The 21897-nt window shown below is 57.6% G+C and carries 23 protein-coding genes and 1 pseudogene; 17 read left to right on the top strand and 7 right to left on the bottom strand.

All coding sequences use genetic code 11. The annotated features are described in order from the left end of the window. Positions 1–3 precede the first annotated feature (3 nt). Complete coding sequence (locus ACR0KM_RS17335) at positions 4–687, bottom strand: DUF1989 domain-containing protein (RefSeq protein ID WP_480860495.1); 684 nt, start codon at positions 685–687, stop codon at positions 4–6. 252 nt (positions 688–939) lie between these two features. Here ACR0KM_RS17335 and ACR0KM_RS17330 point away from each other — a divergent pair. Further along, positions 940–1098, top strand: a pseudogene (locus ACR0KM_RS17330) (DDE-type integrase/transposase/recombinase); the annotation flags it as partial. 249 nt (positions 1099–1347) lie between these two features. Here the strand turns inward: ACR0KM_RS17330 and ACR0KM_RS17325 are convergent. Next, on the bottom strand, positions 1348–2277 hold the full coding sequence (locus ACR0KM_RS17325; RefSeq protein ID WP_480860497.1) for a LysR family transcriptional regulator: 930 nt from the start codon (positions 2275–2277) through the stop codon (positions 1348–1350). A gap of 104 nt (positions 2278–2381) precedes the next feature. Between ACR0KM_RS17325 and ACR0KM_RS17320 the strand changes: the two genes are divergently transcribed. The 11 genes from ACR0KM_RS17320 to ACR0KM_RS17270 are packed head-to-tail and all read left to right on the top strand — an operon-like array spanning position 2382 to position 12903. Next, positions 2382–3443, top strand: a complete 1062-nt coding sequence (locus tag ACR0KM_RS17320) for a maleylacetate reductase (RefSeq protein WP_480860500.1) — start codon at positions 2382–2384, stop codon at positions 3441–3443. A gap of 25 nt (positions 3444–3468) precedes the next feature. Next, on the top strand, positions 3469–4743 hold the full coding sequence (locus ACR0KM_RS17315; RefSeq protein ID WP_480860502.1) for an ABC transporter substrate-binding protein: 1275 nt from the start codon (positions 3469–3471) through the stop codon (positions 4741–4743). A 49-nt stretch (positions 4744–4792) separates the two neighbouring features. Then, complete coding sequence (locus tag ACR0KM_RS17310) at positions 4793–5512, top strand: ABC transporter ATP-binding protein (protein WP_480860504.1); 720 nt, start codon at positions 4793–4795, stop codon at positions 5510–5512. Beyond that, the gene (locus ACR0KM_RS17305) at positions 5512–6222 is read left to right on the top strand and encodes an ABC transporter ATP-binding protein (RefSeq protein WP_480860505.1); all 711 of its coding nucleotides are present in this window, start codon (positions 5512–5514) and stop codon (positions 6220–6222) included. The genes ACR0KM_RS17310 and ACR0KM_RS17305 overlap by 1 nt, the downstream gene beginning before the upstream one ends. Continuing rightward, a complete protein-coding gene (locus ACR0KM_RS17300; protein WP_480825700.1) occupies positions 6219–7082 on the top strand; it encodes a branched-chain amino acid ABC transporter permease in 864 nt (287 codons plus the stop codon). The genes ACR0KM_RS17305 and ACR0KM_RS17300 overlap by 4 nt, the downstream gene beginning before the upstream one ends. After that, positions 7082–8149: a branched-chain amino acid ABC transporter permease gene (locus tag ACR0KM_RS17295; RefSeq protein ID WP_480860506.1), complete on the top strand. Its 1068-nt coding sequence runs from the start codon at positions 7082–7084 to the stop codon at positions 8147–8149. The genes ACR0KM_RS17300 and ACR0KM_RS17295 overlap by 1 nt, the downstream gene beginning before the upstream one ends. 3 nt (positions 8150–8152) lie before the next feature. After that, entirely contained in the window at positions 8153–8734 is a 582-nt protein-coding gene (locus tag ACR0KM_RS17290) for a VOC family protein (RefSeq protein ID WP_480860509.1), read from the top strand. 28 nt (positions 8735–8762) lie between these two features. Further along, entirely contained in the window at positions 8763–10520 is a 1758-nt protein-coding gene (locus ACR0KM_RS17285; protein ID WP_480860511.1) for an FAD-dependent oxidoreductase, read from the top strand. 11 nt (positions 10521–10531) lie between these two features. Beyond that, entirely contained in the window at positions 10532–11410 is an 879-nt protein-coding gene (locus ACR0KM_RS17280; protein ID WP_480860513.1) for an intradiol ring-cleavage dioxygenase, read from the top strand. Between the two features lie 3 nt (positions 11411–11413). Next, a complete protein-coding gene (locus tag ACR0KM_RS17275; RefSeq protein WP_480860515.1) occupies positions 11414–12244 on the top strand; it encodes a 3-oxoadipate:acetyl-CoA acetyltransferase in 831 nt (276 codons plus the stop codon). Beyond that, positions 12241–12903 (top strand): glutathione S-transferase family protein, encoded by a 663-nt coding sequence (locus tag ACR0KM_RS17270; protein ID WP_480860518.1) that lies wholly within the window; start codon positions 12241–12243, stop codon positions 12901–12903. Before ACR0KM_RS17275 ends, ACR0KM_RS17270 begins: the two co-directional genes overlap by 4 nt. A gap of 26 nt (positions 12904–12929) precedes the next feature. Here ACR0KM_RS17270 and ACR0KM_RS17265 read toward each other — a convergent pair whose 3' ends face one another. Together ACR0KM_RS17265 and ACR0KM_RS17260 are read right to left on the bottom strand one after the other, a co-directional pair. Beyond that, positions 12930–13322 (bottom strand): YciI family protein, encoded by a 393-nt coding sequence (locus tag ACR0KM_RS17265; protein ID WP_480860520.1) that lies wholly within the window; start codon positions 13320–13322, stop codon positions 12930–12932. 18 nt (positions 13323–13340) lie between these two features. After that, entirely contained in the window at positions 13341–13997 is a 657-nt protein-coding gene (locus ACR0KM_RS17260) for a malonic semialdehyde reductase (RefSeq protein WP_480825684.1), read from the bottom strand. A 133-nt stretch (positions 13998–14130) separates the two neighbouring features. On the opposite strand from ACR0KM_RS17260, the gene ACR0KM_RS17255 reads away from it, so the two are divergent. The 5 genes from ACR0KM_RS17255 to ACR0KM_RS17235 are packed head-to-tail and all read left to right on the top strand — an operon-like array spanning position 14131 to position 18634. Further along, complete coding sequence (locus tag ACR0KM_RS17255; protein WP_480825682.1) at positions 14131–15180, top strand: C4-dicarboxylate TRAP transporter substrate-binding protein; 1050 nt, start codon at positions 14131–14133, stop codon at positions 15178–15180. A 12-nt stretch (positions 15181–15192) separates the two neighbouring features. Further along, complete coding sequence (locus tag ACR0KM_RS17250; RefSeq protein WP_480825680.1) at positions 15193–17151, top strand: TRAP transporter large permease subunit; 1959 nt, start codon at positions 15193–15195, stop codon at positions 17149–17151. Positions 17152–17160: 9 nt separating this feature from the next. Then, positions 17161–17475 carry a YciI family protein gene (locus ACR0KM_RS17245; RefSeq protein WP_480825678.1) on the top strand — a complete coding sequence of 105 codons (315 nt, stop codon included), beginning with the start codon at positions 17161–17163 and terminating at the stop codon, positions 17473–17475. Then, the gene (locus ACR0KM_RS17240; RefSeq protein WP_480825676.1) at positions 17472–17918 is read left to right on the top strand and encodes a DMT family transporter; all 447 of its coding nucleotides are present in this window, start codon (positions 17472–17474) and stop codon (positions 17916–17918) included. Before ACR0KM_RS17245 ends, ACR0KM_RS17240 begins: the two co-directional genes overlap by 4 nt. Positions 17919–17920: 2 nt before the next feature. After that, the gene (locus tag ACR0KM_RS17235; RefSeq protein WP_480825674.1) at positions 17921–18634 is read left to right on the top strand and encodes a GntR family transcriptional regulator; all 714 of its coding nucleotides are present in this window, start codon (positions 17921–17923) and stop codon (positions 18632–18634) included. A gap of 76 nt (positions 18635–18710) precedes the next feature. On the opposite strand, the gene ACR0KM_RS17230 is transcribed toward ACR0KM_RS17235, so the two are convergent. The 3 genes from ACR0KM_RS17230 to ACR0KM_RS17220 all read right to left on the bottom strand — a co-directional run bounded on the left by ACR0KM_RS17230 (position 18711) and on the right by ACR0KM_RS17220 (position 21886). Beyond that, positions 18711–19385, bottom strand: coding sequence for a glutathione S-transferase family protein (locus ACR0KM_RS17230; protein WP_480860522.1), 675 nt, complete (start codon positions 19383–19385; stop codon positions 18711–18713). A 244-nt stretch (positions 19386–19629) separates the two neighbouring features. After that, on the bottom strand, positions 19630–20640 hold the full coding sequence (locus tag ACR0KM_RS17225; RefSeq protein WP_480860524.1) for a phosphotransferase family protein: 1011 nt from the start codon (positions 20638–20640) through the stop codon (positions 19630–19632). 34 nt (positions 20641–20674) lie between these two features. After that, positions 20675–21886 (bottom strand): acyl-CoA dehydrogenase family protein, encoded by a 1212-nt coding sequence (locus tag ACR0KM_RS17220; RefSeq protein ID WP_480860525.1) that lies wholly within the window; start codon positions 21884–21886, stop codon positions 20675–20677. Positions 21887–21897: the final 11 nt, after the last annotated feature.

The following is a 21897-nucleotide window of genomic DNA, read 5'->3' as shown; positions in this document are numbered from 1 at the left end:
GGTTCAGCCTGCCGATACGCTGAACGACAGTATGTCCGGCGTAACCCCTTCGCCGTTGACGGGTGTCATGTCTTGGGGACAGGCCGACATCACGGCGATGAGATCGGTTTCAGCCCGCAGCGAAATCCGGTCGCCCGCGCGCGCGACCGGAGGTTCAAAGCTGGTTGATCCATCCGCCTCGAGCGGCACATTCATCCAGATGTTGAACGGGGCCGGGATAAGCGGCGCCTTCAGCCCGATAGCGATAAGCGCCATGCGCAGGTTGTCCGCACAATTGTCGTGATAGCCTTTACAGCCCAGTTCGCGGTACCTCGCGTGATCACAGCAGGCGATAACCGTATCGTGCACGCCCGGCGACGTGTCTTTGGTGATCGTCAACAAGGGTCTCCGCTGGTTGCTGACCAAGGCATCGCCAACCTTCGGGAAGATTGAGGCAATCGAGGTATGCAGATGGGGCATCGACAGATGTTCTTCCAGGTTCCCGGCGGCAAACGCGAAGAAGTCACAGACCTGATGACCGCTTGGATTGACGATGCTGAGAACCTGCCCCCGCGCAAGCCTGACCGCGATGCCGCATCGGGCAGGTATCTCGTAAGTGCACCCCAATTCCGCAGTCCCGTCTTCCGAGATCGCGATATCAAGGCTCTGGTTTGATCCGTCCGGGACGGAAACATCTATGCTGCTCATGTAAATCCTCTTTTCGAACGAACACTAAGACCAATTGCGATTTGCTGCGGAGTATGGAGTAAGCGATGATTGTTTGGCATTACGATTCTTCGCATCTGTGGCCTATAGCCATTACGAAAAACCCCCGTTTGTCCAACATCAATTTTTCGAGGTTCAGACAATACGGGCCAGTGGCCCGAGCAGAGACTATTCATAGAACGTACAGTCTTGCACTGCAGCGAATGGCCTTGTCAGAAGAACTTGAGCTGAGGAGGGCAGGGGCTCAACAACTGCGTAGAGAACTCGCACTCGCCGTTTCGACGAAGAGTGCGCGCGATGCAGCATTTCAGGCGCTTACGAAGTTTGCAGAAGTTCGCCGCCGTCCACTCGTCCGCCTACAACCACTTCAACCGGGAAAGATCGCTGACCAGCTGAGGCGGCTTCAAGTTGACAGGCATCGCCGCTTCAGCCGATTGGCGTCAGCTTTGTACTGGATAGGTTCGCGGTTTCCGCCGCAAATTGAGATTGGATAGAATTCGTCTGACAGCGCTAAGAAGTCCACCAAATCCAACAAGAATGCCTGAGGCAGCATGCATTGAATAGCATCCGTCTAAATCGTAGTGCAGGCTTCACAAGGCAAGTCAATCTTTTTGTCTTTTCAGGTTAGACCGGTGAGGGAGATTATTCCGCGCTGCAAATCAACCGATCAAGCATTTCAAACTTCAGCTTTATGAACTCAAGCACGCGGTTCGACGAAGCTGGTATGCTTCGGGCGCTTAGCGTGACGCATCCCAAGTGCCGGTCGGGGTCACCTATTTTTATCGGCAGTGCTGTCAGAGTCTTTTGCCGTTGCATCATGAAGACCACCGAAAAAGGCAAAACGGTTAGGGAGTCTGAACCCGTCAGAACGTTCACAACCGCACTCAAGGACCCGCCTGTGAAACTGATTTTGAGGTCTCGCATACCGATACCGTCCAGCGTGTTTCGCAAATCACGAAACAGCGGGCTGTTTGCAGGTGGCGCGATCCAGGAATACTCGGTGATATCTTCCAGCTTCACCTCTTTTTTGCGCGCTAATGGGTGCCCAACACGGCACGCAATGACGTTTCGACCAGGCAGGATTTGACGAAATTCGAACTCGTCGGACACGTCTGCCGGACGCATAGGGAGAATGGCGAGGTCCAGAGTTTCAGCGGACAACTGCGACAAAAGTTCAGTGGGGTATCCATAGGATTGGTCGATCCTAATATTGGGGTAATCGGCTTGAAACTCTGCAATCACGTTCGAGATAACACCGTCCATGAAGATCGGCGTACCCGCAACCCGCACCGCACCGGCAATGCCTTGACGGTGTTCGTCCACAACGCGACTTGCATGGCGACCCGCGCTTAGGATTCTTTGACCTTCCAGCGCAAGCGCAAGGCCCAGCTCTGTCGGCTGCAGGGGTCTGCGTGTGGGCAGGAACAGGGGTTCGCCTACACGGTCTTCCAGCAAAGACACGCTTCGGGACACGCTCGGTTGCGATTTTCCAAGCAAAACAGCCCCTTCGGTCAAACCGCCTGCTTCCACAATAGCGGCAAGTATCTCCAGATGTCGTGGGTCCAGCTTCATAACGCAAAGTTATATTGATGATCGAAAATTCGATCAAGACCACATTCCGCACCTGCTAGCGTCGCAGCCAATCCGCAATTCCACGCAGGACAGGAACCCGCCCAATGGCACCCAACATCACCAGCATAAACGGTCAGAAAGTCCGGTTTGGGCAGGGTTTGCGCAATGACATTTGCGCCGAGTTGGCCGCGTTTGGGTCCGACAAGGCGCTGGTTCTTTCGACGCCCCAGCAAGTCGATATGGCGATGGAGCTGGCGACCACGATCGGCGACCGCGCGGCGGGTGTCTTCACGCGGGCGACAATGCACACACCGGTAGATGTGACCGAAGAGGCGGTCGACCACGCCCAATCCGTTCAGGCCGATAGCATCGTCTCTATCGGTGGAGGTTCGACGATTGGCTTAGGTAAGGCGATTGCCCTTCGGACCGGTTTGCCGCAAATCGCTATTCCTACCACATATGCCGGCAGTGAAGCCACGCCTATACTGGGCCAAACCGAAGGTGGGGTGAAGACCACGCTGACAGATGCAAAGGTGCTGCCGCGTGTCATTCTGTATGATCCCGAACTCGTGACCTCTTTGCCGCCTGCGATGACCGTGACAAGCGCCTTGAACGCAATGGCACACGCGGCCGAGGCGCTGTATGCCAAAGATCGCACCGAGCAGACCACCGCGCTGGCCATTGATGGGTTGAATGCTTTTGCCGAGGGTCTGCCAAAGGTCATTGCCAATCCGGGTGACCTGACCGCCCGCGCGGAAACACAGCAAGGTGCATGGGCCTGCGGCACCGTACTTGGTCTGGTTGGAATGGCGTTGCATCACAAGCTTTGCCATACGCTCGGCGGGTCCTTCAATCTGCCGCACGCGGAAACCCATGCGATCGTTCTGCCCCATGCCATCGCTTACAACGCGGTGGGTGTGCCGGAGTTGCTGGCACCCGTGTCGGACATCCTAGGCGGTTCTGAGCCAGGTCAGGCGCTTTGGAATTTTTCCAAATCCATGGGCGCACCAATGGCTCTTAAAGACTTTGGCCTGTCAGAGTCCGATCTGGATCGCGCCACCGAAATCGCACTCAAGAACCCGTATTGGAACCCGCAGCCGGTCACTGCTGACGGGCTGCGGGCCCTGCTGCAAAACGCCTGGGCGGGCACCGCCCCCGGCACCTGAGTTCACCGTGTCAAGGGAGGGACACATGATCACACGACGCAAATTGCTGCAATCCAGCGCGGCAACCGGCCTCGGTTTGGCCGCCGGAACGCTCGCTGCGCCCGCTATCGCTCAGGGCGCCAAGATCAAGCTGGGCTATGTCAGCCCGCAATCAGGTCCTCTGGCCGCCTTCTCCGAGGCCGACAAGTTTATTCTCGACAATTTCGCCGCGTCCGACGCCGGTGCGAATTTCGAAGTCATCGTCAAAGACAGCCAGTCAAACCCGAACCGCGCCGCAGATGTCGCTGGCGAGCTGATCGTGGATGATGAGATTGACCTGATGCTGGTCGCTTCGACACCCGAAACGACCAACCCGGTTGCCTCGACCTGTGAGGCCGAGGAAGTGCCCTGTATTTCCACTGTAGCCCCGTGGCAGCCGTGGTTTATCGGCCAACAAGGCAACCCAGGCGATCCAGCCAGCTGGGAGCCGTTCTATTACGCCTATCACTTCTTCTGGGGGCTGGAGGATGTGATCTCGGTCTTCACGGCGATGTGGGGTCAGTTGGAGACCAACAAGCAGGTCGGCGCATTGTTCCCGAATGACGGCGATGGCAATGCCTGGGGCGACCCGAATGTGGGTTTCCCGCCGGTTCTATCCGAGTTGGGATATAGCCTGACAGATCCCGGCCGGTACCAGAACCTGACCGATGATTTCTCGGCCCAGATCAATGCGTTCCGTCAAGCGAATGTCGAGATCGTCACCGGCGTGCCGATCCCGCCCGATTTCACGACTTTCTGGAGCCAAGCCAAGCAGCAGGGCTTCACGCCAAAGGCCGCTAGCATCGGCAAAGCCATCCTGTTCCCGCAGGCGGTTGAGGCGTTGGGCAATGCAGGCAACAACCTGAGTTCCGAGGTCTGGTGGTCGCCCACGCACCCATTCTCATCGTCGTTGACAGGTGCAAGTTCGGCTGAACTGGCGCAAGGATACATGGCTACCACCAACCGCCAATGGACCCAACCCATCGGTTTTGTTCACGCGCTGTTCGAAATGGCGGCCAACGTCATGGGCCGCGTGGATGATGCGGGTGACGGCGATGCCGTGGCCGAAGCCATCGCCGCAACGCAGTTGGAGTCAATCGTAGGTCGGATCGCCTTTGATGGCGCGGGCCTGCCGCCCTTTGCCGCTCAGAACGTAGCGAAAACACCTTTGGTGGGTGGTCAGTGGCGGCTGCTCGAAAATGGCAGCTATGACCTTGTGATCGTTGATAACTCCTCAGCGCCCGAGATTCCGACTGCGGGTGTGATGGAAGAAATCTCCTGATCGAAATGCAACCAGTGCCCCGGCGTTAATCCGGGGCAGGACGACCGGTATGACCATTCTTTCGCTCAAAAATGTCTCAAAAAGTTTCGGCGCGCTGACCGTGACCGACGATGTCAGCTTTGACGTCGCGCAAGGGCAGGCATTAGGGATCATCGGCCCGAATGGGGCGGGGAAATCGACGCTGTTCAACCTGATAACGGGGAACCTCATGGCAGATGCCGGGTCGATTCAATTCGACGGGGCAGACGTGTCGCGCGTGCCGCCGATGCAACGGTGCCTGTCCGGGATCGGGCGATCGTTCCAGATCCCCCAGCCGTTTGATCACCTGACGGTTTTTGAGAACCTTCTGGTGGCTGCGACGCACGGGCAGGGTAAGTCCGAACATGACGTCGAAGCGGACTGTGCCCGCATTCTGGAACAGACCGAGATGGCCGACGTTGCCAATGACCCGGCAGGTGGCTTGCCCCTGTTGCAACGCAAGCGGTTGGAACTGGCCCGCGCGATGGCGACCAATCCAAAACTGCTGCTGCTGGACGAAATCGCTGGGGGGCTGACTGACGCCGAATGCATCGCCCTGATCGACACGATCAAAGGCCTGCACGCCAGCGGCGTGACGATCATCTGGATCGAACATGTGCTGCACGCGCTCACCTCGGTGGTCGAGCGGCTGTTGGTTCTGGATTTCGGCAAGGTAATTGGTCTGGGCGATCCGGATGAGATCATGAACAGCCGCGAAGTCAAAGAAATCTATCTGGGGATTGAAGTCTGATGAGTTTGCTGGAAACCCAGGCGCTGACAGCGCATTACGGAGATTTTCAGGCCCTTTTCGGCGTGGATATCCATCTGGAACAGGGCGAGACCGTCGCCATCATCGGTGCAAACGGGGCAGGGAAGTCCACCCTGATGCGTTCGATCTCGGGTGTGCTGACGAATGGTTCGGATCAGGTCCGGTTCGACGGCCAACCCATCGGTGATCTGACCTCGGATGAGATCATGGGGCGCGGCGTCGCGATGGTGCCTGAAGGGCGCAAGCTGTTCCCGTCGCTGAGCGTCGAGGAAAACCTGCTGATCGGAACCTATGGCCGCAAGGTACAAGGGCATTGGTCTTTGCAGACGATCTATGACCTGTTCCCGATCCTGAAAGAACGGCGCAACCATCCGGGCACTGCCTTGTCGGGTGGTCAGCAACAGATGGTGGCTATAGGCCGCGCGTTGATGAGCAACCCGCGCGTCTTGTTGTGCGATGAGATCAGCCTCGGTCTCGCGCCCGTCGTCATCAAGGATATCTACGCCGCCGTCCCCCGCATTCAGGAGGCCGGGGCGAGCCTGATCGTGGTCGAGCAGGACATCGGTCAGGCGCTCAAGGTCGCCGACCGCGTCTATTGCATGATGGAAGGTCGCGTCACGCTAGAGGGCACGGCAGACACGCTCAGCCGCGAGGCCATTCATGACGCCTATTTCGGAGGGGCCGCCGCATGATCTGGATCGACACCATCATTCAGGGCGTCCTGCTGGGCGGGCTTTATGCCCTGTTCGCGGCTGGTCTCAGCCTTGTGTTCGGGATCATGCGGCTGGTCAATCTGGCGCACGGAGACCTGATCGTCTTTGCTGCCTACCTGATCCTGCTGCTTGTCTCGCTTATGGGCCTTTCCCCGTTTTTAGCGGTGTTCATCGCCGCCCCCATTATGTTCGGCGTGGGTTGGGCCTTGCAGCGCCACGTGCTGAACCGTGTGCTGGGGCCGGACATCCTGCCGCCTTTGCTGGTCACGTTTGGCTTGTCCGTCGTTCTGCAGAACGCGCTGCTTGAAGGGTTTTCCGCCGACAGTCAGCGCCTGCCAGCGGGTGAGATCACCACAGCCTCGGTGCAGGTGGGGGGGCTGAACCTTGGTGTGTTGCCTCTGTTGACCTTCGGCTCCGCGATCTTCGTGATCGTTGCGCTTAACCAATTGTTCTATCGGACTGAGCTGGGCCGTGCCTTCCGCGCGACATCCGATGATGCGGTCACGGCTGGGTTGATGGGCATCCGTCCCGAACGCATCTTTGCCACAGCGACAGCGATAGCCATGCTGGTGGTGACACTGGCCGCGCTTTATCTGGGCATGCGTGCGAACTTCGATCCCAATATCGGCCCCGCACGCCTGATCTATGCTTTCGAGGCAGTGATTATCGGCGGGCTGGGCAGCCTGTGGGGCACGCTTGCGGGTGGCATCATCATCGGCGTTGCGCAGACCGTGGGTGCCGCGATCAATCCAGAATGGCAAATCCTCGCCGGTCATCTGGCCTTTCTGATCGTGCTTCTGATCAAACCCAGAGGCCTGTTTCCAAGGGCGGTGGACTGATGACAGATACTTCGATGTACCGTGTCCACACGCAGACCCGCGCGTCCTACAGCGCCGGAGCCGTCTGTATCGCTCTGATCATCCTGTTCATCCTGCTGCCGACATTTGCCAGCCGAGGGTTGATCCAGGACCTGTTCTTCATCTTCACCATGCTTGTACTGGCGCAGTTCTGGAACTTGCTGGCGGGGTATGGTGGCCTTGTGTCCGTCGGCCAGCAAGCGTTCGTTGGCATGGGGGCCTACGCCATGTTCGGAGGTGTCATCCTGTGGGGCATGGACCCGGTTCCGGCGATCCTGCTGGGCGGCGTTGCAGCCCTGATTGTCGCCATACCCACAGCCTTTTTCGCCTTCCGCCTGCAAGGGGCTTACTTCGCCATCGGAACATGGGTCATCGCCGAGGTCATGCGCCTGCTGGTGGCGCAATGGAAAGTGCTCGGCGGTGGCACCGGAACCTCTCTACCGCGCACGGCTACGCGCGAGATGTGGGCGACCGAATGGATTCAGACCACGTTTGACGTTCGCGGTGCGGCAGCACGGGATATCCTGACGTACTGGCTGGCCTTGGCGCTGGTGATCGCAACGATCGCAGGTATCTACTGGCTGCTCAGAACAAAACGTGGGCTGGCACTGGCTGCCGTCCGAGACAATGTCGAAGCAGCGAAATCCGTCGGTGTCGATGCGGTGCGGATGAAGTGGCTGGTCTATCTTGTCTCAGCCGCTGGGACGGGACTGACGGGCGCTCTGATTTACGTGCAGAAACTGCGCATCTCTCCGGATGCGGCGTTCTCGGTCACAGACTGGACGGCTTACGTGATCTTCATCGTCGTGATCGGAGGCATCGGCACCATCGAAGGCCCGATCCTGGGCGTGCTGATCTTCTTCATCCTGCAGAGCCTGCTGGCCGATTACGGCTCCTGGTATCTCATGGTGCTCGGGCTGATCGGCATCGCCGTCATGCTCTTCGCACCGCGCGGCATCTGGGGGCTGATCTCTGAGAAAACCGGACTTCAAATATTCCCCGTGCGCCGTCGTCTGGTGATTGGCGCGCAGTTGAACAAGGAGGATTGATCCATGAAAACACTCGCATTGACGGTCGCGGCCGCAGCACTTGGAACTGGTGCATTTGCTGGCAGTTCACTGCCGGGAATGACAGGTACAGACCACGTGGGATTTACAGTCCCGAGCGTCGATGAGGCCGTCACCTTCTTTCAGGACGTGATCGGCTGCAATGTGTTCTACCCGCTGGGACCGTTCTCGGGCGGTGACAGCACCTGGATGGCGGACCACCTGAACGTGGACGCCAAGGCCGAGATCCCGACGATGCGGCTGGTACGCTGCGGTAACGGCGCTAATTTCGAAATCTTCGAATACACCGCACCCGATCAGGATACGAAACTACCGCGCAACTCGGATATCGGCGGGCATCACATCGCGTTTTACACCACCGATATGGAAGGGGCCGTCAGCTATTTGCAGGACAAGGGCATTCAGGTTCTGGGCAATCCGACCACCATGACCGACGGCCCCAGCGCCGGTGAAACCTGGGTCTATTTCCTGGCTCCCTGGGGCATGCAGCTGGAACTGGTCAGCTACCCGGACGGCAAAGCCTATGAGGCCGAATATGACGGCCGCCTCTGGGACCCACGGTCCTGAGGACTTCAAAGAACAAGGGAGAGAGCTTATGGCCACCATTACAACGGATGTCCTGATCATCGGGACCGGCCCAGCGGGGTCCGCAACGGCAGCTTTGCTGTCGAGCTATGGCGTCGAGAACATGGTCATCAACCGCTATCGCTGGTTGGCCAATACACCACGCGCTCATATCACCAATCAGCGCACGATGGAGGTGCTGCGCGACCTTGGTCACGAGGTCGAGGCCGAAGCCTATATGCATGCTGCGCATCAGGATCTGATGGGCGAGAACGTGTTCTGCGAAAGCCTCGCCGGTGAGGAAATCGGGCGCATGAAAAGCTGGGGCAATCACCCCTTGTCGAAGGCGGAACACTTGTTGTCCAGCCCGACCATGATGAACGATCTGCCACAAACCTTCATGGAACCGATCCTGTTTGGCACGGCCTGCCGTCGCGGTACTCAGGCGCGGATGAGCACAGAATACCTGCGCCATGAACAGGATGGGGACGGCGTGACGACGACCTGTCTGGATCGTCTCTCGGGCGAAGAAATCACGATCCGCTCCAAGTATCTGGTTGGTGCGGATGGTGGCAATTCTCTGGTTGCCGAACATGCCGGCCTGCCGTTTGAGGGGCAGATGGGCGTTGGAGGCTCGATGAACATCCTGTTTCGGGCCGATCTCAGCAAATACGTCGCGCATCGGCCATCGGTTCTGTATTGGGTGATGCAACCCGGCGCGAATGTGGGTGGCATCGGCATGGGTCTGGTCCGTATGGTCCGCCCCTGGAATGAATGGCTGATAGTCTGGGGGTATGACATCAACCAACCCGCGCCCGAGGTGGACGAGGCGATGGCGACCCAGGTTGCGCGCCAGCTTGTCGGCGACCCGGACCTTGAGATCGAATTGATCAGCGCCAACACCTGGACCGTCAACAACATGTACGCCACGCATATGCAAAAGGACCGCGTGTTCATCATGGGCGACGCGGCACACCGCCACCCGCCGTCAAATGGTTTGGGTTCGAATACGTCAATTCAAGATAGCTTTAACCTCGCCTGGAAACTGGCAGCTGTCCTGAAAGGCCACGCCGGCGAGAGCCTGCTGGACAGCTACAGCGCAGAACGCGCGCCGGTTGCCAAGCAGATTGTCACGCGGGCAAACCAGTCCATTGGCGAATTCGGCCCGATCTTTGAATCGCTTGGCATGGCAGAAGGCGTCGACCCGGAGGTGATGCAAAGCAACCTTGAGGCCCGTACAGGCTCGACCCCCGAGGCCGCGGCGCAGCGCGCGGCAATCCGCGAGGCCATCGCGTTCAAGAAATACGAGTTTGATGCGCATGGTGTCGAGATGAACCAACGCTACGACTCCGGTGCCATCGAAAAGGATGGCCAGCCAGATCCCGGTTTCGATCGGGATGCTGAACTGCACTACCAACCGACAACATGGCCGGGAGCGCGCATTCCGCATATTTGGGTGTTTGACCACGACACGGGCAATAAGCATTCGACGCTGGATTTGTGTGGTCGCGGAGAATTCACGGTGTTTACAGGGATAGGTGGTGAGGCCTGGGTGGCCGCCGCAAATGCGGTATCGCAGGAGTTCGGAATGCCCATTCGCTGTCACGTTATCGGGCCGCGCCAGACCTATGTCGACCACGCAGGAGACTGGGCACGGGCCTCGGAAATCTCGGATACGGGTTGTCTGCTGGTGCGGCCCGATCAGCATGTCGCGTGGCGCGCGGACGCTATCTCGGACGACCCACGGGCAGAGCTGCGCCGCGTTTTGACCAGAATACTCGCACGATAAGGACATTCGAAATGTTTAGTAAAACCAACGGTTACTTTACCGAAGAAAACTCGGCCGATGTTGTTATCGAGAGCATTGCCGAGTGCCCCGACCCGCGCCTCAAAGAGGTGATGGAGGTCATCATCCGAAAGCTCCATGAGGCGGTAAAGGAAATCGAGCCGAGCCAGGACGAGTGGATGAAGGCCATCCTGTTTCTGACCCAGACCGGGCATATGTGCACCGATTGGCGTCAGGAGTTTATTCTGCTCAGCGACACTTTGGGTGTCTCGATGCTGGTCGATGCCATCAATTCACGTCGGCCCACGGGTGCGTCCGAGAACACCGTGCTGGGTCCGTTCCATGTCGACGGTGTACCGGAACTTGAGATGGGTGCCGATATCTGTCTGGACGGCAAAGGGGAAAGGATGCTGGTGCATGGCCGCATTCTGGACACCGATGGCCAACCGCTCGAGGGTGTTTCGATCGACGTCTGGCAGGCCAATGACGAAGGGTTCTACGATGTCCAGCAAAAGGGCATTCAGCCAGACTTTAACCTGCGCGGAAAATTCAGAACGGGACCAGACGGGCGCTATCACTTTCTGGCGGTTAAGCCAAAGTACTATCCCATTCCCTATGATGGCCCCGTTGGTAAGATGCTGAAAGAGCTTGGGCGCCATCCGTACCGACCTGCGCATTTCCACTACATCATCGCAAAAGACGGCTACGACACGCTGACCACGCATATTTTTGATCCGGATGATGAATACATCAACTCGGACGCGGTATTCGGCGTCAAAGAAAGCCTGATGGCCGAATTCAAACCCGTGGATGATCCTGAAAAGGCCAAGGCCCTGGGGATTGAGGGCCGGTATTACGACGTCGAACATGACTTTGTTCTGGCCAAGGTCTGAGCGATGACCAAACCCTGCATCATCTGCGTCGCGATCACCGGGTCTTTGCCACAAAAGGCGGATACCCCGGCCGTTCCGATCTCGATCTCTGAGCAAGTCGAATCCACTCAGGAAGCGTTCGAGGCGGGCGCGTCGATAGCGCATTGCCACGTCAGAACGGACGAGGGAGCGCCTACATCTGACCCTGATCGGTTCGCACGGCTACAAGAAGGTCTAAAGGCGCATTGTCCGGGAATGATTATCCAGTTTTCGACGGGTGGTCGCTCTGGCGCAGGGCAGGAGCGTGGCGGGATGCTGCCGCTGCGCCCGGATATGGCCTCGCTGACCGTAGGGTCGAACAACTTTCCTGCGCGCGTCTATGAGAATGCGCCACAACTGGTCGATTGGTTGGCGTCGGAGATCAAAAAATACGATATCAAGCCTGAGATTGAGGCTTTTGACCTGAGCCACATTTTTCAGGCTGCAAGCATGGCCGCCGATGGGCGGCTTGAAGGCCCGCTTTACTTGCAGTTTGTCATGGGCGTGAAAAACGCCATGCCCGCGGACAAACCTTCGTTTGATTTTATGGTTGAAACGCTCAGGCGACTTGCCCCGGATGCTGAATGGTGCGCAGCGGGTATTGGGCCCAACCAGTTGGTTCTGAACGAATGGTGTATTGAGGCCGGAGGGCATTGCAGGACCGGTCTTGAAGATAACATCAGACTCGATCGAGATACCCTTGCGCCGTCGAATGCCGCATTGGTCAAGCGCACCGTTGACCTATGCGCCAAGTTTCAACGACCTGTCGCCTCGCCAGCCGAGGCGCGCGAGATTTTGGGCCTGCGGCCGTCATGATAACGAGGCACCAGATCAAACCGACACTTTGGGGGCGCGGCAGTTCGACCAATGTGCAAAAGGTCTTGTGGGCGCTGCATGAACTAGACGTTGACCACGCACAGGTAGAGGTTGGCGGCCCTTTTGGTGGAACCGACAATGCACAGTTCTTTGCCTTAAACCCAAACCGGACGGTTCCGGTCTGGCAAACCGACGATCTGGTGCTTTGGGAGAGTCAGGCGATCCTGCGCCACCTCGCGCGCAAGCATGGGCATCTGTATGGTGCAGACGAGCGCGCAATGGCCGATGTTGATCGCTGGCTGGATTGGTTTGCGCTTGTCTTCTGGCCGCCGGTGCGGCTGCTGTTCATAGATGTATATCGGGACGGCTCGCTACCGCTTGCTGACCCGCGGGCGCGGGGCGCTCTGATCAAAGCGCAAAAGGCAATTCAGCTTGTCGCCGATCAGGCTTCAAAAAACCGGTACCTGACGGGCCCTGACTTTACCATCGCGGATATCGCCCTCGCCATCGGGTTGAACCGCGCCCGTGGATTGGATTTTGGCATTACACTACCGGCCTCGCTTTGCGACTGGCATGCCACGCAAAAAGCCCGCCCCGGATTTGCTTATGCAACTCGGGGAGAGCCGGACATGCCGGGGCATCAACAGGCGGCTGAATGATGACCCTCAGCTTTGTCGCCTCTGTCCTAGTCGACCGCATGCCTGCCTGTCGAAAAATCGATGGTTACGTTCACCCGGCCCTCGTTCAACAACCATGGCCGCACGGTGAAGGATCGCGCGCCGGACGAATGCATCGGATCGGTCGCTGCGATTTCCCTGGCATGGGCCAGGCTGTCGGCGCGGATGATCACCATCCCATCGCCAAGCCAGGTGTGCTCATCCTCTTCCCAATGCGGACCAGCCCCCAGCATGATGCCGCGCTGTTCCAACGAAACCTGAAACTTCAGGTGCTCTTCTATGTTCGCCATCACCGGACCCATTCCGTTCGTCGGGGTGGTGAAAACGACGTAAAGCTGTTTCTGCAGCATGCCTTTAGAGGCTTCGAGGATGTCGTCCTTGGTTGTCTTCGGTTCAGCCATGATAGTCTTCCTTCTCGCTCAGAGCGTTTCGCAGACGTCTGCGTAGTCCAGACGCGGCAGGCGGCGGAAAATTCGGGATGTGTCCGCGTAGCCGAGGTTGCACAGGAAGTTCGATTTTATCGACGTCCCGTGAAAGAATTCCTCGTCGACCTTCGCATTGTCGAAACCCGACATTGCACCAACATCCAGACCAACAGCTCGCGCGGCGATCATGAAGTAAGCGCCCTGCAGGGATCCGTTTCGGAAGGCGTTAACCTGCGCCGCAGTCGCGTTGTTGCGAAAGATGTCCGAAGCATCCGGGTTGGGCGGGAAAAGCTTGGGCAATTCTTCATAGAAATTCAGGTCATAAGCTATGATCGCTGTCACCGGAGCACTGCGCATCTTTGGTCGATTGGCTTCGAACAGCGCGGGCTCCAGCCGATCTTTGGCGTCTTCCGACTGCACGAACAGCACGCGCATCGGCTGCTGGTTCATCGAGGTCGGGCCCATCTTGGCAATATCGTACAACTCGCGCAGCGTCTCATCAGCGACTGCCTTTTCCTGCCAGCCATAGTGCGTGCGCGCTTCGGTCAGAAGCAGGCGCAGGGTCTCCGCATCGGCGGCGATCTGGGCGTCCTGCAGCTCTTGCGCGATGGCGCGCGCCGCCTCATCCGCCATTTGGTGTTCTTTGCTCATCAAGGGCTCCTCCGTGAATCAACGGTTCTAGTTAGGCATGTAATTTAATATAATACAATATTGTATAATTTAAGTGAGTGCGATACGTTTTGGTGAATGGCGGTGCGATCTGCCGAACAAATGGGAGGAAAACATGAAACGCTTTTTGAGTGCACTGGCGCTGATGACGTTTGGAGCCGGTGCGGCATCTGCCGAGACCTTTAGCCTGACGATGTCGGCCAGCCATCCGACGGTCGTACCATGGGTTGGCCAGCTCTCGACCTTGATCGTGGCGGAATCAAACGCTCGGCTGGAGGCGATGGGCTCTGAAGACCGAATCGAGTGGACAGAGGCTTATGGTGGCTCGCTCTATGGCTTCAAGGATACTCTGGAAGCGGTTGGGGACGGTCTGACCGACGCCGGGTGGGTCGCCACGATGTGGGAAGGGTCAAAAATGCCCTTACAGAACGTGACTTTCTTTACCCCCTTTGTCTCGGATGATCTGGTGGCCACGCTGGAAATCATGAACGAGCTACACCGCGAACTGCCAGTATTGCAGGAGGCGTGGGACGATCAGAACGTCGTATTCCTCGGCGCAAGCGGCGTCGAGACCTATCACCTGATGACCAATTTCCCTGTTAACTCTCTGGAAGACATCAAAGGACGCAAAATCCTTGCACCGGGCCCATCCGCAAACTGGATCAAGCATCTTGGAGCGGTGCCGGTGAATGGTGCTCTGCCAACCTACTACAATCAGATTCAGACAGGTGTCGCCGATGGAATGGTTGTGATCCTCACGGGCGCGTTTCCCAACAAGCACTACGAAGTTGCACCTTACGTAACCCTTGTGGGTATCGGTGCGCAGATGACCGGTGGCTTTGGGATTAACAAGGATGTTTGGGATGGTCTGTCTGATGATGTTCGCAAGGTACTGACGGAACTGGGCGAGGAATATACCGTCGCTCATGCCGAAGAGGTCATGGCGCGTTATGATGATTTTCTTGCAAAGCTGCCCGAGGTCGGTGCCATCGTGACTGAACTGCCCGCCGAAGATCTGGCGGAATGGAAGACCGGACTACCAAACCTCGCCGGTGAGTGGGCGGCGACGAACGCTGATCTGAATGCGGATGAGGTCGTCAACGCCTATATGGCCAAAGTGCGGGCGGCGGGGCTAGAACCCAAGATCGCCTGGGACGAGCGCTAAGGCCAGCACGACATGACAAGCGAACGCGCCTTTCGTCGCCGAGTTGACCTGATAGAGGCCGGAGTTGCCCAGTTGACCAGCGTGGTCGGCGGGGCGGCCTCGATCTGGATTTTCTGCCTGATGCTTCTGATTTGTGCCGACATCTTCGGGCGCACGGTGCTTAATGCGCCTATTCAGGGTGTGGCCGAGATTGTAGCAAACTCGATTGTGGCAATTGTGTTCCTGCAGGCGGCACATGCTCTCATGACGGGACGGATGACTCGAACCGATATTCTGATCGGATATCTTGAGGAAGAACGCCCCTTTGCTGCGGCGCTCATTCGCATCGTCTTTCATCTGGCCGGGATCTTTGTCTTTGCGGTAATCGCGCAAGGAACCTGGCCCAAGCTGGTGGACGCGTGGGTCGAAGATGAGTTCTTTGGCGCGCAGGGTGTCTTTACCGCGCCGATATGGCCGATAAAGGCCTGCTTGTTCGGGGGCTCAGTTCTGACCTGCCTGGCGTTTGCAGTGCAGGTTCTTAAGGACATAAAGACCCTTGTATCCGAAGGCCGTGTCGCACCTTTGACGGTTCGCCATTCGGTGATCCGGAACCCAAAGGGCTGGCCCTATATCCTCGTATTCGTTGGCATGCTGATCCTGGGATACGCATTGTTCGCAGCCGATCTGAGCCGCTTGCAGATCGGTATGGTCACTGTGGCTTTCATGCTGCTGCTGATCTTCTCGGGCGCGCATATTGCGGTCGCACTAATCGTACTTTCTTTTCTGGGTATCTGGTTGATCCGCGATAATCCAAACGTTGCCGTCAGGTCGCTGGCGCTCGCGGCAGACGGCGCGATTAACCGGTATCTGTTCGGAGTAGTCCCGCTGTTTGTTTTGATGGGATTGGTGGTCGACGTTGCTGATATCGGCAAAGATGCGTTCCGCGTCGCGGCATGGATGCTGCAGCGGATCAAGGGTGGGCTGGGCATGGCCACAGTTGCAGCCAATGCTGTGTTTGCGGCGATCACGGGGATATCGATCGCGTCCGCTGCTGTGTTTTCACGCGTGGCCGTGCCGCAGATGGTTGCCAACGGCTACAATAACCGCTTTGCGCTTGGCGTCGTTGCCGGGTCATCGGTGTTGGGCATGTTGATCCCACCAAGCCTGCTGTTGATAATCTACGGTGTTTTGGCGGAACAATCGGTCGGGGCGCTGTTCCTTGCGGCCATCGTGCCGGGTGTTCTGCTGGCGACGGTGTTCGGTGCAGGGATTTGGCTGATGGCCCATTTCCGCCCCCGCCTTGTCATGCAATCCGATCGACCCACAGTGATCGAAGGTGAAACATGGGGCAGTGCCGCACGCAAAATGGGACCCATTGCGTTTCTGGTGTTGATCGTCCTCGGTGGGATTTACTCGGGCGTGTTCACTCCGACCGAAGCCGGTGCCGCCGGTGCGGCTGCGGCTTTGGTGGTCGCCCTTGCCAGGCGCAAGCTGACTTGGGCCCGGTTCTGGCGCGTTTTGGTAGATACCGGTCTCGTTTCTGTCTCGATCCTGATACTGATCGTGGCGGCTTCGATGTACTCTCGCATGCTGACGTTATCGACCATCCCGCAAGAGGTAACATCGCTGTTCACCGATTCCGGTTTCGGTCTTTATGGCTTCATGATGATCTATCTGGGGATCGTGGTGGTAATGGGTATGATACTGGATAGCACCTCGATCATGCTGATCCTGCTGCCGCTGACGCTACCCATTGTTGAAGGGCTGGGCGGAGACCTGATCTGGTTCGGGATCGTCACGGTGATTGCCATAGAAATCGGGCTTCTGACGCCGCCTTTCGGCCTTACGGTCTATGTGGTGAAATCCACAATCGCGGACCGCAACACGACCCTGGGCGACATCTTTGTCGGAACTTTCCCATTCGTAATCATGATGACCGTCGTAACCCTTGTTTTGCTGTTTGTTCCCGCACTCAGCCTTGTGTTCAGATAGGAGACAAACGTGCATTTCATCGTTCACGCCGTTGACAAACCCGATGCGCTGTTGCGGCGTCAGGCCGTCATTGATGCCCATCGCTCCTATGCGCACGAGGCCCCGGCCAGACACGGCATTCAGGTCCTGATTTCCGGCCCGCTCTTCAAAGATGATGGCGTGACAATGGGAGGGTCGTTCTTTTTGCTCGACGCCCCGGACCGCAGCGCTGTGGACGCTTTGATCGCGGAAGATCCAATTGCCAACGCGGATATTTGGGAGAGCGTGTCAATAAGGCCATTTCTTCTGCGGGTGAACACCTTTGCAGGATCAGAGCAGGCATGAATTGGCAGCTGATCCCCATCGCCGTTTTCATCGGCGCAGCACTCGCTGCACAACCCGCCATCAATCAGACCGCTGTTCGGGTGCTTGGAACGCCGATCGCGGCTTCGATTATTTCGGTTTCGATCACATTGGCGATGATGATCGCTTTCTTCCTAGTGACCGGAGCCAGATTTCAACTGTCGACCGTATGGTCCCTGCCTTGGTGGATACTGCTGGGTGGCGCGGTAGGTTTTTTGTTTGTTTTCGGCGGTGTAACGGTTGCACCCGCCATTGGTGCGGCGGTCTTTTTCGTCTGCATTGTTGCCGGACAACTTGTTGGAGCCGCCCTGATCGATCATTTCGGGGCATTCGGAATGACTGTGCGACCCATCAGCCTGTTGCGCGTCGCCGGGATTTCAATTGTCCTGTTCGGTGTGATACTGGTGATCATCGGATCGAGGTAGCCATGCCCAAGCAAAAGACAAAAACTCAAACCAAGGCCGGGGATGCTGTCTATGAGACGCTGCGCGAGATGGCGATCGAATACAGGTTTCGCCCCGGAGAGAAAATAATCGAGGTTGATCTGGCCGAGGCGCTTTCGGTGAGCAGGACGCCTGTGCGCGAAGCGCTCAATCGTCTGGTGAGTGAGGAGTTGATCCAGTTTCGGCGGAACTACGGATTTTACTGCCGGACCTTGGAGCTGCAAAGTGTTCTGAACCTTGCCGAGGCACGGCGGGACATTGAATTGGCGACACTGCCGCGCGTTGCGGAACGCGCACCCGCGGATGCGGTGAACGACCTCGTATCATCAAGCCGTCAGATTCTGAACAGCATTGCGTCCCTGCCGCCATGCGACCTTGCGCGGGCGCACGAGTCCTTTCATGTCCGGTTGATCGAAATTGGCGGCAATGACGCTGTTACTCAGATTGTACGCAACCTGTCCGCACGCCTGCGGTTTGTCGATAAAATTCGGATCGAGCATTCCGACCGGCCAGCGGTTTTCCAGCTCCAGTGCGAGATTGCCGAGGCGCTGCGCGACGGTGATATGACTGTTGCCGAGCATAAGCTGCGAGCACTGTTAGAGGTCGAGCCGGAAACGCTGGAATGCGCGCTGACCACAGGTTTGGGCCGCCTCTATATGAACGGTGTCCACATGGACATCAGTTTTTCGTCGAATTAGCGGAACGCTTGACCCATCCCCCAATAAGCGGTGCGCGCGTCCTACGAAGCCTGTCGACCCCGCAAAAGCTTCCTTCTCAGTCGTCATAGTTTTGTGGGAACAGCGCGCGCATTGCTTCTTCATCAAGTTCGGATTTGAAGCTGATATCCTTGCCGACTTCACGCGCCTCTGCCACGGCGGGGCGGGCGTCTATCTTCTCAAACCAGGTCTTGAGGTTTGGATAAGCGTCCAACTCGCTTTCGCCCAATACCGGCGTCACGCGGTCAATCCAGCCCCAAGCCGCCATATCCACGATCGTATATTCGTCACCCACCAGATACGTACGATCCGACAATCGTGCATCCAGAACACCATAGTGGCGCTGCACCTCACGACGGTACCGATTGATTGCATAATCCAGTTTTTCTGGCGCCGCATGCTGGAAATGGACGGCCTGGCCAGAGTATGGCCCCAGCCCACTGGCTATGAACATGAGCCACGATAGCAACTCGGCGCGATCTGCTGGCTGGCCAGCGAACATGCTATATTTGTCCGCTAGATAAAGCAGGATGGCGTTGGAATCGAATACGATTGTTCCATCGTCGTCAATTGCTGGCAGCTTGGCGTTCGGGTTGATCCGAGTGAAGTCAGCTGCGTGCTGTTCACCCTTTAGCGTATCGACGGGCACGACTTGGAACGGCAGTTTTGCCTCTGCCAGATAGAGTGCCACTTTCATCGGGTTTGGCGTTGGGTGAAAGTAAAACTTAATCATAGAAAAACCTCTTTTCGCGTAGGAGCTATTTCGCAAGTCTTGTGCCTCGTCACCATATCCGTCTCAAGGCTGGAGACCGTTGTTTTCAGCAAGGTAACCGGCTTGTGAGGGCAACTTGGGCGCTCGGTTGGCGATCGTCATTTTGGGTTCTTTTTGCCTTGACGTTTTTTGGTTGAAGGCTTGCCAAATCCAGAGCGCCTCGGGGTTGGGTTCTGCATGTTTTCTACGCATCTTTCTTCTGAGACTATGGATCGTCGGCGATAACGGTCAGCGCGCGTCTGGCGAACTTTTCAGCCAGGGGTGCCAGTTTGGCGGCGTCCCCCGATACAGCCGACCCAGCGCGCGCCCGATCAGCAATGCCGACAAAGATGACGGCAAACCGGTACAAGGCGAAGGCCATGTGGAACGGACGCAATGGTGCGGTTGGGATCGCGCTGGCGTAATAAGTTTCTATGAACTCATCCATTGCAGGAATACCGTTTTCTGCCCACGGTGTGCCGAGCATGCCCCCGTATTCGTCAGGTGAGCTGAGCCAAGCGATTACACAAAACCCCAAATCCGCCAGCGGATGCCCCAGCGTGGACAGCTCCCAATCCATAACCGCGATGACGCGAGGTTGGGTTGGGTGGATCATCATGTTGCCCAGCCTGAAATCGCCATGAGCAATAGAAACAGCACCGTCATCTTCGGGCATGTTGGCCGGCAACCACTCTATCAATGCGTCCAGTTCGGGGATACAGGGGCCGGGCGAATCCTGGTATTGTCTGGTCCACCGCTTGATCTCCCGCTCAAAGTAATTGCCCGGTTTTCCATAATCGGACAAACCGATCTGATCCGGGCGCAGGGCGTGCATCCGGGCCATTGTGCGGGCCATGCTCAGGTAAATCTCGCGTCTGTTATCAGGCGACAGGCCGGGTAGGGTGCAATCAGAAAACACGCGGCCATCCAGCCTGTCCATGATGTAGAAAGGAGTACCAACTATACTTGGGTCTTCTTCAAACCACCGTACTTTGGGCACTGGGACATCGGTGTCTGCCAAGGCGCCCAGCACCCGATATTCGCGGTCAATCGCGTGGGCGCCGGGCAGAATATCACCATCAGGTTTTTTCCGCAGGACCAGTTTGCGATCACCATATGTGACGAACCACGTGGGGTTGGACTGCCCGCCCTGCACCGGTTGTACATGCAGATCAGCCGGGCCTTGCAGACGATCGGCCAACCAGTGATCCAGTCGGTGACATTCAATTCTGCTCATTCCGACCCTCTTTTTGTGGGATGAAAGACATGGTTTACGATTGGTCCACCGATGGCCATCGCCAAAAGTCGCGCCCCTCGTCATTCAGGTGGCGGTTCAGGACCATCTGATGCACCTCGTCCGCGCCGTCGACCAATCGCGCTTGTCGGGCATAGCGGTAGATCCACTCCAGAACCGTGTCGGTGGAATAGCCTCGTGCGCCGTTGATCTGAATCGACACATCCGCGGCCTTGTGCAGCAAGTTGGCCACATGGATCTTTGCCATCGAGATTTCCTTGCGCGCAAAACTGCCTTGATCCAGCGCCCAGGCGGCTTTCATAACCAAAAGGCGGCCCATTTCGATGCCCATCGCCAGATCACCCAGTTTGATCTGGATGCTTTCCCGATCAGACAAGCGCATACCGAAGCCGTGGCGGTTCTGAGCGTACTCGGTGGCAACCTCAACGCAGCGTTTGGCCAACCCCAGCCAACGCATGCAATGGGTCAGGCGCGCCGGGCCAAGACGCATCTGAGTTATCTTCAGGCCCAGTCCTTCACCCAGCAGCACCCGATCGGCTGGCAACTCCATGTCTTCATAGACCAGTTCGCAATGGCCGCCGTGCTCTTCAGGGCCCATGATCCCGATGCGGCGGACGAGACGCCAGCCGGGATCGTCCTTGTGATGCAAAAACGCGGTAAGGCCCCGGCGTGGATCATCCGAAGTGCGCGCCAGCGTGATGAAATGGCTGGCGTCGGCAGCACCGGTGATAAACCACTTGCGACCGCGCAGCACATAGCGGTCTGCCGTTTTCGTGGCTGTGGTCAGCATCATGCCGGGATCGGAACCGCCCCCCGGCGCGGGCTCGGTCATGGCAAAGGACGAACTGACTGCGCCTGAAACGATTGGGTTCAGCCAACGCTCTTTCTGAGCTTCCGTTGCTGCTTTTTCCAGCACCATCATGTTGCCGTCATCGGGCGCGGCAGAGTTGAACACCACCGGTCCAAAAATCGAGCGGTTCATTTCTTCGTAACAAACCGCCATGCCCACTTTGCTAAGACCTTGCCCGCCAGTCTCGGGCTGCAGCTGCAGGCACCACAGACCGTTGGCGCGGGCTTTGTCGCGCAGCGGCTGCAGCCAGGTCTTGGAGATGTTCCCATGGGCGTCCCAACTGTCGCGATTGGCCTCGACCGGCAGGATTTCATCGCGGACAAATCGAGCAATCCGGGTGCGGTAATCCTCAATTTCGGAAGAAATTGTAAAATCCATTGCCGTTTTCC

The sequence above is a fragment of the Ruegeria sp. G10 genome (genome assembly GCF_056533645.1).
Note: the sequence above shows the minus strand (reverse complement) of the source record. Positions and strands in the feature narration are given on the sequence as shown.